This is a genomic window from Devosia honganensis (assembly GCF_042648785.1).
Classification (GTDB): domain Bacteria; phylum Pseudomonadota; class Alphaproteobacteria; order Rhizobiales; family Devosiaceae; genus Devosia; species Devosia honganensis.
On sequence record NZ_JBHRYD010000001.1, the window covers coordinates 698,936 to 713,976 of the forward strand.

Annotated in this window: 18 protein-coding genes and 1 pseudogene; 12 read left to right on the forward strand and 7 right to left on the reverse strand. The window is 66.8% G+C overall.

All coding sequences use genetic code 11. The features are described 5' to 3' along the window. Positions 1–50: 50 nt before the first annotated feature. The 4 genes from ACFOOL_RS03350 (at position 51) to ACFOOL_RS03365 (ending at position 3,440) form a co-directional block, all read left to right on the forward strand. On the forward strand, positions 51–215 hold the full coding sequence (locus ACFOOL_RS03350; protein ID WP_380094853.1) for an aa3-type cytochrome c oxidase subunit IV: 165 nt from the start codon (positions 51–53) through the stop codon (positions 213–215). A gap of 64 nt (positions 216–279) precedes the next feature. Further along, complete coding sequence (locus tag ACFOOL_RS03355; RefSeq protein ID WP_380094855.1) at positions 280–1,719, forward strand: Re/Si-specific NAD(P)(+) transhydrogenase subunit alpha; 1,440 nt, start codon at positions 280–282, stop codon at positions 1,717–1,719. 1 nt (position 1,720) lies between these two features. Next, positions 1,721–2,029: a proton-translocating transhydrogenase family protein gene (locus tag ACFOOL_RS03360; RefSeq protein WP_046105516.1), complete on the forward strand. Its 309-nt coding sequence runs from the start codon at positions 1,721–1,723 to the stop codon at positions 2,027–2,029. A gap of 10 nt (positions 2,030–2,039) precedes the next feature. Next, positions 2,040–3,440: an NAD(P)(+) transhydrogenase (Re/Si-specific) subunit beta gene (locus ACFOOL_RS03365; protein ID WP_380095906.1), complete on the forward strand. Its 1,401-nt coding sequence runs from the start codon at positions 2,040–2,042 to the stop codon at positions 3,438–3,440. Positions 3,441–3,539: 99 nt separating this feature from the next. Here the strand turns inward: ACFOOL_RS03365 and ACFOOL_RS03370 are convergent, their stop codons facing one another. Next, positions 3,540–3,752, reverse strand: coding sequence for a SlyX family protein (locus ACFOOL_RS03370; RefSeq protein ID WP_380094857.1), 213 nt, complete (start codon positions 3,750–3,752; stop codon positions 3,540–3,542). A gap of 144 nt (positions 3,753–3,896) precedes the next feature. Between ACFOOL_RS03370 and ACFOOL_RS03375 the strand changes: the two genes are divergently transcribed. From ACFOOL_RS03375 to ACFOOL_RS03390, 4 genes are all read left to right on the forward strand, one after another. After that, entirely contained in the window at positions 3,897–4,448 is a 552-nt protein-coding gene (locus tag ACFOOL_RS03375; protein WP_380094859.1) for a hypothetical protein, read from the forward strand. 76 nt (positions 4,449–4,524) lie between these two features. After that, positions 4,525–5,181 (forward strand): DsbA family oxidoreductase, encoded by a 657-nt coding sequence (locus ACFOOL_RS03380; protein ID WP_380094861.1) that lies wholly within the window; start codon positions 4,525–4,527, stop codon positions 5,179–5,181. 35 nt (positions 5,182–5,216) lie between these two features. After that, the gene (locus tag ACFOOL_RS03385; protein WP_380094863.1) at positions 5,217–6,026 is read left to right on the forward strand and encodes an alpha/beta hydrolase; all 810 of its coding nucleotides are present in this window, start codon (positions 5,217–5,219) and stop codon (positions 6,024–6,026) included. Next, positions 6,023–7,225 carry a multidrug effflux MFS transporter gene (locus ACFOOL_RS03390; protein ID WP_380094865.1) on the forward strand — a complete coding sequence of 401 codons (1,203 nt, stop codon included), beginning with the start codon at positions 6,023–6,025 and terminating at the stop codon, positions 7,223–7,225. Before ACFOOL_RS03385 ends, ACFOOL_RS03390 begins: the two co-directional genes overlap by 4 nt. Positions 7,226–7,290: 65 nt before the next feature. Here ACFOOL_RS03390 and rpsU read toward each other — a convergent pair whose 3' ends face one another. From rpsU to ACFOOL_RS03410, 4 genes are all read right to left on the reverse strand, one after another. After that, positions 7,291–7,512: a 30S ribosomal protein S21 gene (gene rpsU, locus ACFOOL_RS03395; RefSeq protein WP_380094867.1), complete on the reverse strand. Its 222-nt coding sequence runs from the start codon at positions 7,510–7,512 to the stop codon at positions 7,291–7,293. A 322-nt stretch (positions 7,513–7,834) separates the two neighbouring features. Continuing rightward, positions 7,835–8,926 carry a 5-(carboxyamino)imidazole ribonucleotide synthase gene (locus ACFOOL_RS03400; protein WP_380094868.1) on the reverse strand — a complete coding sequence of 364 codons (1,092 nt, stop codon included), beginning with the start codon at positions 8,924–8,926 and terminating at the stop codon, positions 7,835–7,837. 7 nt (positions 8,927–8,933) lie between these two features. Continuing rightward, entirely contained in the window at positions 8,934–9,425 is a 492-nt protein-coding gene (gene purE, locus ACFOOL_RS03405) for a 5-(carboxyamino)imidazole ribonucleotide mutase (protein ID WP_380094870.1), read from the reverse strand. 79 nt (positions 9,426–9,504) lie between these two features. Next, a complete protein-coding gene (locus ACFOOL_RS03410) occupies positions 9,505–9,711 on the reverse strand; it encodes a YdcH family protein (RefSeq protein WP_380095907.1) in 207 nt (68 codons plus the stop codon). A gap of 160 nt (positions 9,712–9,871) precedes the next feature. Here ACFOOL_RS03410 and ACFOOL_RS03415 point away from each other — a divergent pair, with 160 nt between their 5' ends. The 4 genes from ACFOOL_RS03415 to ACFOOL_RS03430 all read left to right on the forward strand — a co-directional run bounded on the left by ACFOOL_RS03415 (position 9,872) and on the right by ACFOOL_RS03430 (position 14,475). After that, positions 9,872–10,045: a YdcH family protein gene (locus tag ACFOOL_RS03415; protein WP_380094872.1), complete on the forward strand. Its 174-nt coding sequence runs from the start codon at positions 9,872–9,874 to the stop codon at positions 10,043–10,045. 302 nt (positions 10,046–10,347) lie between these two features. After that, positions 10,348–11,832, forward strand: a complete 1,485-nt coding sequence (locus ACFOOL_RS03420; RefSeq protein ID WP_380094874.1) for a sigma-54-dependent transcriptional regulator — start codon at positions 10,348–10,350, stop codon at positions 11,830–11,832. A 107-nt stretch (positions 11,833–11,939) separates the two neighbouring features. Further along, on the forward strand, positions 11,940–12,620 hold the full coding sequence (locus ACFOOL_RS03425) for an outer membrane protein (RefSeq protein WP_380094876.1): 681 nt from the start codon (positions 11,940–11,942) through the stop codon (positions 12,618–12,620). A 163-nt stretch (positions 12,621–12,783) separates the two neighbouring features. Beyond that, the gene (locus ACFOOL_RS03430) at positions 12,784–14,475 is read left to right on the forward strand and encodes a L,D-transpeptidase family protein (protein WP_380094878.1); all 1,692 of its coding nucleotides are present in this window, start codon (positions 12,784–12,786) and stop codon (positions 14,473–14,475) included. Between the two features lie 7 nt (positions 14,476–14,482). Here the strand turns inward: ACFOOL_RS03430 and ACFOOL_RS03435 are convergent, their stop codons facing one another. Then, positions 14,483–14,782: a HigA family addiction module antitoxin gene (locus ACFOOL_RS03435; RefSeq protein ID WP_380094880.1), complete on the reverse strand. Its 300-nt coding sequence runs from the start codon at positions 14,780–14,782 to the stop codon at positions 14,483–14,485. Between the two features lie 13 nt (positions 14,783–14,795). Beyond that, positions 14,796–14,972 (reverse strand): annotated as a pseudogene (locus ACFOOL_RS03440) (type II toxin-antitoxin system RelE/ParE family toxin); the annotation flags it as partial. Positions 14,973–15,041 lie beyond the last annotated feature (69 nt).

Sequence of the window (15,041 nt, forward strand, 5' to 3'; positions counted from 1 at the left end):
CACGACTTTCGGCGTAACACTTAAAGACGACTGTATTTTTCGAGGACGTTATGGCCAAGACCCGCCCTGAACATCATGCCGAGCCGGTACTGGAATCCGCCATGGACTACGCCGAACACGAAAAAACCTACAATGGCTTCGTCACCGGCGTGAAATGGGTGATCTACGCCTCCGTGGTGTCGATGATCATCCTGTATTTCCTCATCAATCCCTGACCGGGACCGAACAAGCAGGCCTAAAAACCAAGCCTGCCCCGGGCAGGCGGGCAGGAGAATTCCGATGAAAATTGCCGTACTGCGCGAGCGGTTCGTGGGCGAAAGCCGCGTGGCCGCCACCCCCGAAACCGTCGCCAAGCTCATCGGCCTGGGGGCCGAGGTGGCGGTGGAAAAGGGTGCGGGCACCCTGTCGCGCATCGATGACGCGCAATTCGCCGAGGCCGGCGCGACCATCGGCAGCACCGCCGCCGCGACGCTCAAAGGCGCCGATATCGTCCTGTGCGTGCGCCGTCCCGAGGCCGCCGAACTCAAGGGCGTCAACACGGGCGCGCTGGTGATCGGCGCGCTCGACCCCTATGGCAATGAGGCGGCGGTCGGAGCGCTGGCCCAGGCCGGCGTCACCGCCATCGCCATGGAATTCATGCCGCGCATCACCCGCGCCCAGGTGATGGACATTCTTTCCTCGCAGGCGAACCTGGCCGGCTACCAGGCCGTCATCGAGGCCGCCGCCGCTTTCGGCCGCGCCATGCCGATGATGATGACGGCGGCCGGCACGGTACGCCCGGCCAAGGCCTTCGTCATGGGTGCGGGCGTCGCGGGCCTGCAGGCCATCGCCACCGCACGGCGGCTCGGGGCCGTGGTCTCGGCCACCGACGTGCGCGCCGCCGCCGGCGAGCAGGTGGAATCGCTGGGCGCCAAGTTCATCATGACCGAAGCGCTCAAGGACGCCTCGGGCACCGGCGGCTATGCGCGCGAACTGACCAAGGACGAGCAGGCGGCACAGGCGGAACTGGTCGCCGGGCACATCGCCAAGCAGGACATCGTCGTCACCACCGCCCTCATCCCGGGCCGTCCGGCGCCCAGACTGGTGACCAAAGCCATGGTCGAAAGCATGACGCCGGGTTCGGTGATCGTCGACCTCGCCGCCGAGCGCGGCGGCAATGTCGAGCTGACCCAGCCCGGCAAGACGATCGAACATCGGGGCGTCACCATTATCGGCCACACCAATCTGGCCGGCCATATTCCCACCAGCGCCAGCCAGCTCTATGCGCGCAATCTGCTCGCCTTCCTCGAAACCCTGATCGACAAGGCGAACAAGGCGCTCGCCATCGACTGGGAGGACGAATTGGTGAAGGCCACTGTCCTGACCCGCGACGGCGCGGTGGTGCATCCCAATTTCATCGCCGCCGCTCCGGCCGAAGCGCCCAAGCCGGCCGCTGCGCCCAAGGCCGCGCCGAAAAAGCCTGCCGCCAAGCTCGAGCCCAAGGATGCGCCGGCCAAGACCGGCGCGGTGAGCAAGCCGGCAACCCGCAAGCTCGCCGCCGCCAAGGCGGCAGCGTCCAAGACCGCGTCCAAGACCGCATCCAAGACCGCGCCCAAGCCGGCACCGGAGAGCAAGGACGCGGATCAATCCGCCGCCGCGCCTCCGGCCAGACCGGCCCGCGCCGCCACGGCGAAGAAACCCGCCGCCAGAAAGCCCGCCGCATCCAAGGAAGGCCAATAGAATGGACATGTCCGCGATCGACCCCTTCACCTTCCGTCTCGCCATCTTCGTCTTGGCGATCTTTGTCGGCTATTTCGTGGTCTGGAGCGTCACCCCGGCCCTGCACACCCCGCTGATGAGCGTCACCAACGCCATTTCCTCGGTGATCGTGGTGGGCGCGCTGCTCGCCGTGGGCGTCAACATGGTCCATGACGCCAGTTGGGTATCCAAGCTGTTCGGCTTCATCGCCCTGGTCTTCGCCTCGGTGAACATCTTCGGCGGCTTCCTCGTGACCCAGCGCATGCTGGCCATGTACAAGAAGAAGGGCTGATCGGAAAATGATCGACGCAAATATCGCCGCCCTTCTCTATCTGGTCTCGGGCGTCCTGTTCATCCTCGCCCTCAGGGGCCTCTCCCATCCCTCCTCGGCCCGCCAGGGCAATATGTTCGGCATGCTGGGCATGGGCATCGCCGTGGTCACGACGCTGTTCGTGGCCGCGCCCGGCGACTGGCTGAGCTGGCTGCTGATCGTGGCCGGCCTCGCCCTCGGCGGGGGCATCGGCGCCTATATCGCCCGCGCGGTCAAGATGACCGACATGCCGCAACTGGTCGCCGCCTTCCACTCGCTGGTGGGCCTGGCCGCCGTCTTCGTCGCCGCCGCCGCGCTCTATGCGCCCGAAGCCTTCGGCATCGGCACGCTGGACCATATCCACGCCCAGGCGCTGATCGAAATGTCGATCGGCACCGCCATCGGCGCCTTCACCTTCACCGGCTCGGTGATCGCCTTCGCCAAGCTCAACGGCAATATGAGCGGCCGCCCGATCCTGCTGCCGGCCCGGCACCTCATCCATATCGGCTTCGGCATCGCCATCCTGGCGCTGGTCTGGGCCTTCGCCGTCACCGGCGCGCCCTGGATGTTCTGGACCATCACCATCCTGGCCCTGGTGCTGGGCGGGCTGATGATCATCCCCATCGGCGGCGCCGACATGCCGGTCGTGGTCTCCATGCTCAACTCCTATTCGGGCTGGGCGGCCGCCGGCATCGGCTTCACCCTGGGCAATACGGCGCTGATCATCACCGGCGCGCTGGTGGGCTCCTCGGGTGCGATCCTCAGCTACATCATGTGCCGGGCGATGAACCGCTCCTTCATCTCGGTGATCCTGGGCGGCTTCGGGGGCGATGCCGTCGCCGCTTCCGGCGCCGAGGAAGACCGCCCGGTCAAGCAGGGCGCGGCGGACGACGCGGCGTTCCTGATGAAGAATGCCGGCAAGGTCATCATCGTGCCCGGCTACGGCATGGCGGTGGCGCAGGCTCAGCATGCGCTGCGGGAAATGGCCGACCTGCTCAAGGCCGCCGGCGTCGAGGTCAAATACGCCATCCATCCGGTGGCCGGCCGCATGCCGGGGCACATGAACGTGCTGCTGGCCGAGGCCAACGTACCCTATGACGAAGTGTTCGAGCTGGAAGACATCAATTCCGAGTTCGCCCAGACCGACGTGGCCTTCGTCATCGGCGCCAACGACGTCACCAACCCCGCCGCCAAGACCGACAAGACCTCGCCGATCTACGGCATGCCGGTGCTCAATGTCGAGGACGCCGGCACGGTGCTGTTCATCAAGCGCGGCATGGCCGCCGGCTATGCCGGCGTGCAGAACGAGCTGTTCTTCCGCGACAACACCATGATGCTGTTCGGCGACGCCAAGAAGGTGACCGAGGACATCGTCAAGGCGCTGGGCCACTGATCGCCCCTTGCGGGCGGGCCTCGACCCCAAGACAATCGGAACGGGCCCGCTTCGGCGGGCCTTTTCATTGCCGGCGCAGGCGAGGAGGCGATGCCCCCCTCAATAATGCGGCGGGGGCTTTTCGGTGTCCGGATCGGCGATATAGCCGCCGGAGCGGACCTGCTCCTCCAGCAAAGCGAGCTGGCGCGTCAACCGGTCGATGACCTGCCACTGGCCGGTGAGCGCCGCGTTGAGGTCCTCGATGGTCCGGTCCTGATAGGCGATGCGCATTTCCAGCGCATCGAGCCGGTCGCCGTGGTCGGAAGCCGTCATGAGCCCTCCTTTATTGCCGCCTCCGGATAGGCCCATCGGGGGCGGGGGGGCAAGCCGCCTCAAGCGCGCACCGGTTGACGCTTACGGAACCCGATCCCCTTCCCGGCCATTGACTCCACGCAATCGCCGAGAGGAGCCAAGCCAATGGCCACCGCAAGAGTCCTGAACATCGCCCCGCCCCGCCCCCGAGCCGGCGCGCTCGACCTGCGCGGCGCGATCGTGCTGCTGGTTGCCGCCTTCCTGCCGCTGGGCGCCTTCGGCCTCGTCAATCTGGGAGCGGAGGCGCTGGGCATCCTGCCGCTGTTCTTCGCGCCGTTCGGCCTGCCCGGCTGGATGGGCGCGGTGGCGCATCTGGCCCAGCTCTGCCTGCTCGGCGCCGCCTTCGGCCTGTTGCCGCACGAACGCGCAAGCCGGGCCGCCCGGCTCTGGCTCCTTGTCCTTGTCGGCTGTTACATCGCCCTGCCTTTCGTGACGCCGCCGCTCGATTCGCTGCAGTTGAGCCTCGTCTGCACCACGCTCTTCCTGGTGGGGCTGGCGGCGCTGCGCCGGGTCGGCGCCGCCGCGCCCGGCGCCGGCTGGCTGATGACCCCCATGCTGCTGGTGCTGGGCTTCAGCGCCACCATGGGCCTTGCCATCGCCGCCGCCTACAGCCCGCCCTTCGCGCTGATGCAGGGCCAGCAGGCTCCCCCCGCCTGACGGTTACCCGCGGGTGCCCTCTTGCCAGCGGGTGCCCGAGGGTCCATCTGGGCAGGAGATTTTCCCGGGAGTTCCTATGGCCAGACTGCTCAAGATCGACGTGTTCACCGATGTGGTCTGCCCCTGGTGCCTGGTCGGCTCGGCACGGCTGGACCAGGCCATCGCGGCGCTGCCCGACGATATCGAGGTGACGGTGGAGAACCATCCCTTCTATCTCGATCCGGACGTGCCGCCCGAAGGCGTCGATGTGGGCGAGATGCTGCGCGCCAAATATGGCCGAGACCCCAGCGAGATGTGGGAACGGGTCGAGGGGGAGGCGAAGAAGGCCGGCCTCGATCTCGATCTCAGCCGCCAGCCGCGCATGTTCAACACCGCCAAGGCGCACACCATCACGCGGCTCTCCAAGGCCAATGGCAACCAGCACGAGCTGGCCAATGCCATCGCCGAGGCCTATTTCCTCGAGCATCGCCAGATCAACGACGACAATGTGCTGGTCGACATCGCCGCCGAATTCGGCTGGGACCGGGGCGACGCGCTCGACGCCATCAATGACGAGCACGAATTGTCGGTCACCGCCCAATTGGCCACCGACGCCGCGCAACAAGGCATTCGCGGCGTGCCCTTCTTCATCTTCGGCGGCAAATACGCGCTTTCGGGCGCCCAGCCCGACGAGGTCTTCGCCCAGGCGCTCGACAAGACCATTTCCGAACTCGGACAGGGCGACGCCGGCTGATATAGTCCGGCGCAAAGCCAAGCCGGGATTCGACCGTGAAACTGCTGCGCCGCCTGACGTTCGCCCTCCTCCTGCTCCTCGCCGTCGCCTATGCCGGGGCGGTGGGCTACATGTATGTGAACCAGCGGGCGCTGCAATATTTCCCCCAGGGCGAGGTGACCGCCCTTGCCGCCGCCGGCCTCGCCGGTGCCGAGGAGGTCGCCATCCCCGTGGAGGACGGCAGCATCCACGGCTGGTATCAGGCTCCCCGGCCCGGCATGCCGGTCATCGTCTATTACAAGGGCAATTCGGGCAGTTTCGGCGACGAGCACGAGCGCTACGCCCAATTCGCCGCCGATGGCTACGGTTTCCTCGCCTTCGATTATCGCGGCTTTCCCGCGTCCCCCGGCCGGATCAGCGAGGCCGGGATCCTGGCCGATGCGCTCGCCGCCTATGACTGGGCCGCCGAAAAGGGCGCGCCGCTGCTGATCTGGGGACGCTCGCTGGGCACCGGCCCGGCCACCTATGTGGCCAGCCGGCGCGAGGCCAGGGCGCTGCTGCTCGAAACCCCGTTCCTCTCGGCGGTCAACGTCGCCGCCGAGCGCTATCCGATCCTGCCGGTGCATTGGGTCATGCAGGACCAGTTCCGCAGCGATCTGTGGATCGAAGGGGTCGAGGAGCCGGTACTGGTCGCCCACGGCACCGGCGACACCGTCATCGAGGTGAGCAATGGCGAGCGGCTCCACGCCCTCGCGCCGCATCCGGACGAACTCTGGATCGTGCCCGATGCCGGCCATTCCGATCTGTGGGACGCCGGCATCTGGAGCCATGCCCGGCCCTTTTTCGAGAAAGCCCTCGCCAATTGACCACATCGCCATTCGTGGGCATGTCCGCCCGGCGCACCGCCATCATCGGCGGGCTGATGGTGGCGACCGGCCCGCTCAGCCTCACCCTCTACGCGCCGGCCCTGCCCTCCATCGTCGCCGATCTGGGCACCACCGATGCCGGCGGCAAGCTGACGCTCACCGTCTATTTCGCCGCCTTCGCGCTGGCGCAGCTCATCTGCGGCCCGCTTTCGGACCGCTATGGCCGCCGCGCCGTGGGGGTGGGGTTCTTCGCCATCTACGTGCTGGGGAGCCTGGTGGGAGCGCTGGCCCCGACGCTGGAGATGCTGCTGGTCGGCAGGACGCTGCAGGGGTTCGGCGTCTCGGCCGGTGTGGCGCTGTCGCGCGCCATGGTGCGCGACCAGTTCCTCGGCATGGAAGCGGTGCGCATCCTCACCCTTGTCAACCTCATCCTCACCGTCGTTCCGGTAATCGCCCCCACCCTCGGCAGCGTGCTGATGCTGGCGGGAAGCTGGCACGTGATGTTCGCCATCATGGCCGGCTTCGGCCTTGCCATCATCGCCATGCTGGGCCTGGGCGCGCGGGAGACGCTGCCCGAGGCGGCGCGCGTGCCGCTGCACCCGGTGCGGATCGCCGGCAATTACGCGCGCCTGCTGGCCTCGCCCGATTTCATGCTGCCCGCGCTGGTGCAGGCGCTCGCCTTCGGGGGCTTTTACGCATTCGCGGCCCTGCTACCCTTCGTGCTGATCGACGCACTGGGCCTCACCCCGTTCCAGTTCGCCATGGCGCTTCTCATCCAGACCGGATCGTTCATCGCCGGCAATGTGGTGGCGGCGCGGTTGGCGCGGCGCCTCGAAGGATCGCAGATGATCGCCTTCGGCCTCGTCCTGCTCGCCATCGGCGGCGCCGGCTTTGCGGTCGCGCCGGGCCTGTTCCCCGATTCGGTGCTCGCCGTCATGGCGCCGGTCAGCTTCTGGATGCTGGCGCTGGCCGCCATCGGCCCCACCGCCACCGCCGCCGCCATGAGCCGTTTCGGCGATATCGCCGGCGCCGCCGGGGCGATGACCGGCTTCCTCCAGATGGGCGGGGGGTTCCTCGCCTCGCTGCTGGCCAGCGCGCTGTTCGACGATGCGCGCCTGGCGATGATGGTGCTGCTGCCGCTGCTGGCGGCGCTCGCCATCCCCACCGCCATGCTGCACTGCCGCCGCGCCGCAAGCTGACATGAAAAAACGCCGCCCCGTTGGGGACGGCGTCGTAATTTCGGGCATTCTGAAAGCCGGGCGGCCTAGCGGCCGGGCGCCGCCACGAGACCTTCGCGCTGGGCGCGCTTGCGGGCCAGCTTGCGGGCGCGGCGCACGGCCTCGGCCTTCTGGCGGGCCTTCTTCTCGGAGGGCTTTTCGTAGTAGTTGCGCAGCTTCATCTCGCGGAAGACGCCTTCGCGCTGCAGCTTCTTCTTGAGCGCGCGCAGCGCCTGGTCAACATTGTTATCGCGAACGACTACTTGCAAAGGTCAACCGCCCTTTCAAAGCTTCTTGCAAACTGGTTGGATGGGAACGAGAGGGCCAAAGCAGCCACCCCGCCGACCAGCGGAGCCGGTCACCGTGGCGCGGTCTATAGCTCATCGCGCTGGCCATGTCCATACCACCACCCGAAAATGCCGTCTGCGCAGGCAGGATCGCGGGGAGAGGAGGCCGGGCCAGCACTTCCTTCGCCATTGCCCGGTTTATCCGGGCAATCCAGTTTCGCCGCGAGGTCGCATGGACCACCCGGATAAACCGGGTGGTGACGATGGTTGCGGCGTGCGGGCAGAAAGTAAGGACGGCATCCGCCTACTCCTGGCGCAAAATGGTGTTGACATGCCCCATCTTGCGGCCCGGGCGGATTTCGGTCTTGCCGTAAAGATGCGGCTGGCTCTCGCCGTCCAGCGCTGAGGGCACGGTTTCGACTTCCGCGCCGATGAGGTTTTTCATCACCACATCGGCATGGCGCCGCGGATCGCCGAGCGGCCAGCCGGCGATGGCGCGGATATGCTGCTCGAATTGGTCGGTGAGGCAGGCCGCCTCGGTCCAGTGCCCGGAATTGTGCACGCGCGGCGCGATCTCGTTGACCAGCAGGCCCGGCTTGCCCTCGCCCCCGACGACGAAGAATTCGACGCCCAGGACCCCCACATAGTCGAGGGCGATGACGATGGCCTTGGCGATCATCCCCGCCTGCCGCTCCAGCGCCGGAGCGATGCCTGCCGGCACGGTGGAGGTGTGGAGGATATGGTCGCGATGCACGTTCCAGGCGGGATCGAAGGCGCGCACCGCGCCATCGAGCCCGCGTGCCACCACCACCGAAATCTCCTTTTCGAACGGCACGAAGGCCTCGAGCACCAGCGGATGGGGCTGGAGCGCGGCCAGGGCGGCTTCGGCCTCGCCCGCCACGCGCAGCACACGCTGGCCCTTGCCGTCATAGCCCAGCCGCGTGGTCTTGAGCACTGCCGGCAGGCCCAGCTCGCCAAGGCCGGCCTCGAGATCCGCAAGGCCATGGACGGCGCGATAGGGCGCCGCGGGAATGTTCTTGGAGGACAGGAAACCCTTTTCGGCCAGCCGGTCCTGCGAGACCGCCAGCGCCTTGGCGCCGGGACGTAGGGGTTTCAGCCTCGCCAGCATTTCGGCGGTCGTCGCCGGCACGTTCTCGAACTCGTAGGTGACGACATCGACTGCGGCGGCGAAGCTGCGCAGCGCCGCCATGTCGTCATAGGCGGCCACGGTCCTGTGCGGGGTGACCTCGAAAGCGGGGCTGTGCGGATCGGGACAATAGATATGGCTCCTGAACCCCAGCCGCGCGGCGGCCAGCGCCAGCATGCGTCCGAGCTGCCCCCCGCCCAATATGCCGATGGTCGCGCCCGAAGGCAGAATTGCGGGTTTTTCGGACAAGGAACGCCTATTCGAGATCGGAGGGAAACTGGGGCACGGCCTGGCTCTGGCGGGCACGATGGGCCTCGAGCCGGTCGGCCAGGTCCTCGTCGGCCAGCGCCAGCATGGCGGCAGCCATGAGGGCGGCATTGATGGCGCCCGGCTCGCCGATGGCCATGGTTCCCACCGGAACCCCGCCGGGCATCTGCACGATGGAATAGAGGCTGTCGAGCCCGTTGAGCGCCTTGGAGCGGATCGGCACGCCCAGCACCGGCAGCGTCGTCATCGAGGCGATCATGCCGGGCAGGTGCGCCGCCCCGCCGGCGCCGGCGATGATGACCCCGATCCCCTCCTCGCGCGCATTGGTGGCGAAATCCACCAGCCGCGCGGGGGTGCGGTGCGCCGAGACGATGCGCGCCTCATATTCGACTTCCAGGGTTTCGAGGGTTTCGGCGGCCAGCCGCATGGTGGGCCAGTCCGATTGGCTGCCCATGACGATGGCAACGGGTGGCTTGAGCATGGAATTTCCCTCGTCCCGCTCCGCAAAGCGCGCCCTTAGCGCAATTCGGGGCGCAACTCAAGCGAAGCGCGGGCCGCGCTCAGGCGATGATGTCGGGAAGCAGGATGTTTTCCAGTTGCACGATCCGGTCCTTGAGCGCCAGCTTACGCTTCTTGAGGCGCTGGATCAGCATCCTGTCGGCCAGATGCGACTGGGTGAGCGTATGGATGGCCGCATCCAGATCGGCGTGCTCCTGGCGCTTGGTCGCCAGTTCGAGACCCAGCTGAGCCTCCTGCTCCTTGGTCAATGGCAGCATGGAACACCGATATGGTCAGACGCTGATCCTTCCCCTGTTATCCGATCGCGCCGGGCTTTGCATCAGTTTTCCGGCATCGGCTCCAACGGCATCGACAAAGCCCGAAATATTTGGGACGATAACCCCGTCCAACACGCTGAAAGGAGTTCTCATGACGACTGAAGGCTATATCGCGGCGCTCGAGAGGCGGCATCAGGAACTGGACCGGAAAATCCAGATCGAGATGCAGAACCGCCAGGTCGACGACCTGATGATCTCGGCGCTCAAGCGCAAGAAACTCGAGGTGAAGGACGAACTTTCCAAGCTGCAGAGCGCCGCCCAATAGCGTGGCAGACGCCGAACGGGGACGATCTGGCCTGGAGGGTCGCGGCGGCAAGCCGGGGCCCTTTTTGCTGGCCGGAAGCGAGCCCGGCGGGTGCACTTGTTTCCTGGAGCGCCGGACGATCCGATGGAAGCGGATCGAGCGCTCCTATCCGTTTATGACCGCGTCGGTCCGTCCCCAAACCATGCCGCACTTTTCGGTCCGATGCTCTAACATTAACATCCTCTTAAGGCCCTGCCGGCATCGTCTTTCCCAAAACGGCACAGCACGATTCGTGCCGGCACCGGCTGGGCTATGGGGTAGTGATGACGCGCGTTCTGGTTGTGGATGACGATCCGGTGCAATTGCGGCTGACGGCCGAGATCGCCAACCGGTCCGGCTTCAAGCCCATCACCGCGACCGGGGGCGAGCAGGCCCTGTCCATCCTGCGCGAGGACCCCGGCGTGGGCGCCATGATCCTCGACCTGGTCATGCCCGATCTCGACGGCATGGCGGTGCTGGAGGCGATGCGCCGGGAGGGTCTGACCACCCCGGTGATCATCCAGACGGCCAATGCCTCGCTCGAAACCGTGATCTCCGCCATGCGCCAGGGCGCCGCCGACTATTTCGTCAAGCCGGTAGCGCCCGAGCGCCTCGTCATCTCGCTGCGCAACGCCATGAAGCTCGATACGCTGGAAGCCGCGATCCGCGCCGAGCGCGCCCGCAAGAGCGGCACCTTCACGCGCCGCGACATGATCGCCGCGGCCCCGGCCATGGCGCGCGTGCTCACGCTCAGCGCCAAGGCGGCGAAAAGCGCCATCCCGGTGCTGATCGAGGGCGAAACCGGCGTCGGCAAGGAACTGGTCGCCCGCATCATCCAGGGAACGGGCGAGCGGGCCGGCAAACCCTTCGTCACCGTCAATTGCGGCGCCATCCCGCCCAATCTCGTCGAATCGGTGCTGTTCGGCCACAAGAAGGGTGCCTTTACCGGCGCCATCGCCGACCAGCCGGGCAAGTTCGCCGAGGCCCATGGCGGCACGCTGTTTCTCGACGAAGTGGGGGAATTGTCGCCCGAGCTGCAGGTAAAGCTGCTGCGCGCCCTGCAGGAGGGCGAGATCGAGCCGGTGGGCGCCGCGAGACCCGAAAAGGTCAATGTGCGGCTGATCTCGGCCACCAACCGGCGGCTGCTCAACCTGGCCAAGTCCGGCGAATTCCGCGAGGACCTGTTCTATCGCCTCAACGTCTTCCCCATCTATGTGCCGCCGCTGCGCGAGCGCAAGGAGGACCTGGGGGCGCTCACCGACCATTTCATCGCCCGGTTCTCGGCCGAGGCGGGCAAGCGCATATTGGGCATCTCCCCCGCCGCCATGGACCTGCTCTGCGCCTATGACTGGCCGGGCAATATCCGCCAGCTCGAAAACGCCGTCTATCGCGCCGTGGTGCTTACCGACGGCGCCTTCCTCGAAGCCCAGGATTTCCCGCAGATCGTCTCCCGGTCCTCGGGGCGCGAGGAGGCACTGCGGACCCTGGAGCAGACCCCGCTTCCCGTCGCCCCGATCCATATCGACGCCGCCTTGCCCCGCATCCGCCCCGAGCCGGCGCTGGCCCCCTCGCCCGACCGCTTCCTGGGCGATGACGGCCAGCTGCACCCCCTGGCCGATATCGAGCGGGCGGCCATCGAATTCGCCATCCGCCATCATGGCGGGCGCATGTCGCGCGTCGCCCGGGCGCTGGGCATCGGACGCTCGACGCTCTATCGCAAGCTGCACGAATACGGCCTGGCGGAGGGGCTGATCGGCGACGCGGCCTGATCCTGGGGCAAATGTGATCGCCCCGGCCGGCGCGTTAACCGTGTTCCTTACCGCATCGTTAAGAGATTGGAGTGACTTTGCGCCAAGTTCTTAACCACGAGGCCATCATGAGACATTCCGGCATCGCGCTGCTCGCCGTTCTGGCCGTCTCCACATCGGCGCAGGCCGCCGATCTGAACTGGAACGCCGGCAACGCATCCTCCCCCATCTATTCGCCCGCCAGCGCCGCGCAATGGTCCGGCTTTTACGCCGGCGTCAGCGGCGGCTATGGCTGGGGCACCACCACCAACAGCCCGGCCCTGGCCGGCGGCCAGACCGACAACAACAGCAGCGGCTGGATGCTGGGCGGCCAGGTCGGCTACAACATGGACATGGGCGGCTTCGTCGTGGGCGGCGAAACCGACCTGCAATGGGCCAATATCGGCTATAGCGAGCCCGTCGCCGGCGGCGGCACCTTCGAGGCCAAGACCGACTTTTTCGGCACGCTGCGCGCCCGGGCCGGCGTGCCGGTCGGCCAGGTCATGCCCTATGCCACGCTCGGCATCGCCTATGGCCGCGGCTCGGCCAAGATAGACGACGGCGTCACCACCATCCAGACGGCCAATCATTTCGGCTGGACGGCGGGCCTCGGCCTCGAGGCGCAGGCCACCGCCAATCTCTCCTTCAAGGCCGAATATCTCTATGTCGACCTGGGCAGCCAGGCCTATAACGGCCTGCCCACCGTGGGGGACCGCGACATCGGCCAGCGCTTCTCGGTGGTGCGCGGCGGGCTCAACTACAAGTTCTGATCCCGGCGCGGCGCAGCGCCCATGCGTTGCGCCGCCGCCACAGACGCGTTTCACGAATTCGCGAGCGATTGCTCCCGTTAAACTTTGCAGGCTATTGGGATTCTTGCGGGCCCGGCCCGGAATCGGCGGATTCGGTCCGTCGCTTCGCCGCCAAGGAGCAGGTATGAACAAGGTTCTGGTCGTTCTGGTCGCGCTTCTCGCCCTCGCCGGCCCCGGAACGCCCGCATTGGCCCAGCAGGTGGCGAGCCTCGAGCCGGTCCGCGTGGTCATCGCCCCGCCCCGCAGCGAGATCGCCCGCACCATCAAGGCCGATCTCTCCGCCGCCTATTACGGTGCCCGCGCCGACACCCAGGCCCATGCCGAGGCCCAGCGTCTGTATTTCCTTTACGGCGAACGCCATTTCGAGCCGATCTGGCTGAGCCAGGCCGGCAGCGGCACGGGCTTTTCCCCTGCAGCGCAAAAGATCGTGACCCTGTTCCGGGATGCCGCCGCCGAGGGCCTGCGCCCAGAGGACTATCTCACCCCCGATATCGACCTGGCGCGCGCCCGCGGCGACGCCTCCGCCATGGCGGCGCTGGAAACCGCCTTTTCGCGCGCCACCATGCGCTATGCCCATCATATCCACAATGGCCGCATCAAGCCCCAGTCGATCAGCGAGATGCTCGATATCCAGCCCAAGCCGATCGACGAGGCCGCACTGCTCGAGCGCCTCGCCAGAAGCGACGATCCGGCGGCGATCTTGGGGGAGCTCCAGCCCCGCCATCCCGAATTTCTGGCCTTGAGGAAAGCACTGGCCGAATTCGACGACAGCGCCGCCCGCCCCGCCCCGATCGGCAACGGACCGGTCCTGCGCCCGGGCCATTCCGATCCGCGCGTGCCGCTCATCCGCGAGCGCCTGAAGCTGACGGCCTCCGCCTCGGGCACCTATGACGAGCTGACCGTTTCGGCCGTGCGGAACTTCCAGCAGAGCCAGGGACTGGAGGTGGACGGCATCATCGGTCCGGCCACCATCGCAGCCTTCAACGGCGGCGGCGCCACCCGCCGCCAGGACATCATCGCCAATATGGAGCGGTGGCGCTGGATGCCGTCGGAGCTGGGCGATTTCGCCGTCATGGTGAACATCCCCGAATTCCGCCTCGCCGTCCTGCGCGAGGGCCGGGAGGAATATGCCACCCGCGTGGTAGTGGGCACCACCAAGCACCAGACGCCGATCTTTTCGGACGCCATCCGCCACCTGGTGGTCAACCCCTATTGGAACGTCCCCACCTCCATCACCCGCAGCGAGATCGCCCCGGCGGTGCTGCGCAATCCCGCCTATACCGACAACCAGAACATGGACCTGCTCTATAACGGCACGGTGGTGAGCCCGTGGCAGGTGGACTGGAGCCAGGTCTCGGCCGGCAATTTCCCCTTCCGCGTGCGCCAGCGCCCGGGCGCCGGCAACGCGCTGGGCCAGATCAAGTTCCTGTTTCCCAACAAGCACGACGTCTATCTGCACGACACTCCCTCCAAGGGCCTGTTCTCGCGCTCGCAGCGCGCCTTCAGCCATGGCTGCATCCGCGTCGAGAATCCCATGGAGTTCGCCGAGGCGCTGATGGCCAACGAGGCCGACATCTCCCGCGCGTCACTGGAAAAGCTGTTCGGGCCGTCCGAGCGCTGGGTGAACCCCAAGACGCGGATTCCCGTGCACCTGGTCTATTTCACCCTGCGGGTGGACGCCGACGGCACCATCCGCTCCTTCGGGGACATTTACGGGCACAACGAGGCGCTGATCGCGGCATTGGGCCTCGAAACCGCTCCGGTCCCCGCCATCGTCGCCGAAGCCGAACAGGTGCCCGGCGACCTCTCGCCCTGAGGCGGGATCAGGCGGCGCTCAGCCGCTCGATGCCATCAAGCTCGTCGGCAATGGCGGCAGCTTCGCTCGCCAGATCGTAAGCCACCTGCAGGTTCATCCAGTAGTCCGGCGTAGTATCGAAAAATCGCGCCAGGCGCAGCGCCGTATTCGTGGTGACCGGATGGGTGCGGGCCACGATCCGCTCGATCCGTGTCCGGGGCACATGCAGGCGCCGGGCCAGAAGTCCGGCCGACATGCCCAGGGGCACGAGATATTCCTCCTTGAGGATTTCACCGGGATGAACGGGTGGCTGGATACGAGCGCGCATGGTCATGATGGTCCTAGTGATAGTCGACGATCTCGATGGAGTGGGCGCCATCCGCCTTCCAGACGAAGCAGATCCGCCATTGGTCGTTGATACGGATGGAGTGCTGACCGGCCCGGTCCCCCTTGAGCGCTTCCAGCCTGTTGCCCGGCGGTGAGCGCAGGTCCCCCAATTCCATTGCAGCATCGAGCATTGCTGACCGGAATGTATCATGTTGCGATACGAAATACATTGCACGGCCCGTCGCTTAACCTTTGCTTTA

What these genes read in the sequence shown, in the direction of transcription:
- ACFOOL_RS03350 (WP_380094853.1), top strand. Translation starts at nt 51, where the DNA reads ATGGCCAAGACCCGCCCTGAACATCATGCCGAGCCGGTACTGGAATCC.
- ACFOOL_RS03355 (WP_380094855.1), top strand. Translation starts at nt 280, where the DNA reads ATGAAAATTGCCGTACTGCGCGAGCGGTTCGTGGGCGAAAGCCGCGTG.
- ACFOOL_RS03360 (WP_046105516.1), top strand. Translation starts at nt 1,721, where the DNA reads ATGGACATGTCCGCGATCGACCCCTTCACCTTCCGTCTCGCCATCTTC.
- ACFOOL_RS03370 (WP_380094857.1), bottom strand. Translation starts at nt 3,752, where the DNA reads ATGACGGCTTCCGACCACGGCGACCGGCTCGATGCGCTGGAAATGCGC.
- ACFOOL_RS03375 (WP_380094859.1), top strand. Translation starts at nt 3,897, where the DNA reads ATGGCCACCGCAAGAGTCCTGAACATCGCCCCGCCCCGCCCCCGAGCC.
- ACFOOL_RS03380 (WP_380094861.1), top strand. Translation starts at nt 4,525, where the DNA reads ATGGCCAGACTGCTCAAGATCGACGTGTTCACCGATGTGGTCTGCCCC.
- purE (WP_380094870.1), bottom strand. Translation starts at nt 9,425, where the DNA reads ATGCTCAAGCCACCCGTTGCCATCGTCATGGGCAGCCAATCGGACTGG.
- ACFOOL_RS03415 (WP_380094872.1), top strand. Translation starts at nt 9,872, where the DNA reads ATGACGACTGAAGGCTATATCGCGGCGCTCGAGAGGCGGCATCAGGAA.
- ACFOOL_RS03420 (WP_380094874.1), top strand. Translation starts at nt 10,348, where the DNA reads ATGACGCGCGTTCTGGTTGTGGATGACGATCCGGTGCAATTGCGGCTG.
- ACFOOL_RS03425 (WP_380094876.1), top strand. Translation starts at nt 11,940, where the DNA reads ATGAGACATTCCGGCATCGCGCTGCTCGCCGTTCTGGCCGTCTCCACA.
- ACFOOL_RS03430 (WP_380094878.1), top strand. Translation starts at nt 12,784, where the DNA reads ATGAACAAGGTTCTGGTCGTTCTGGTCGCGCTTCTCGCCCTCGCCGGC.
- ACFOOL_RS03435 (WP_380094880.1), bottom strand. Translation starts at nt 14,782, where the DNA reads ATGCGCGCTCGTATCCAGCCACCCGTTCATCCCGGTGAAATCCTCAAG.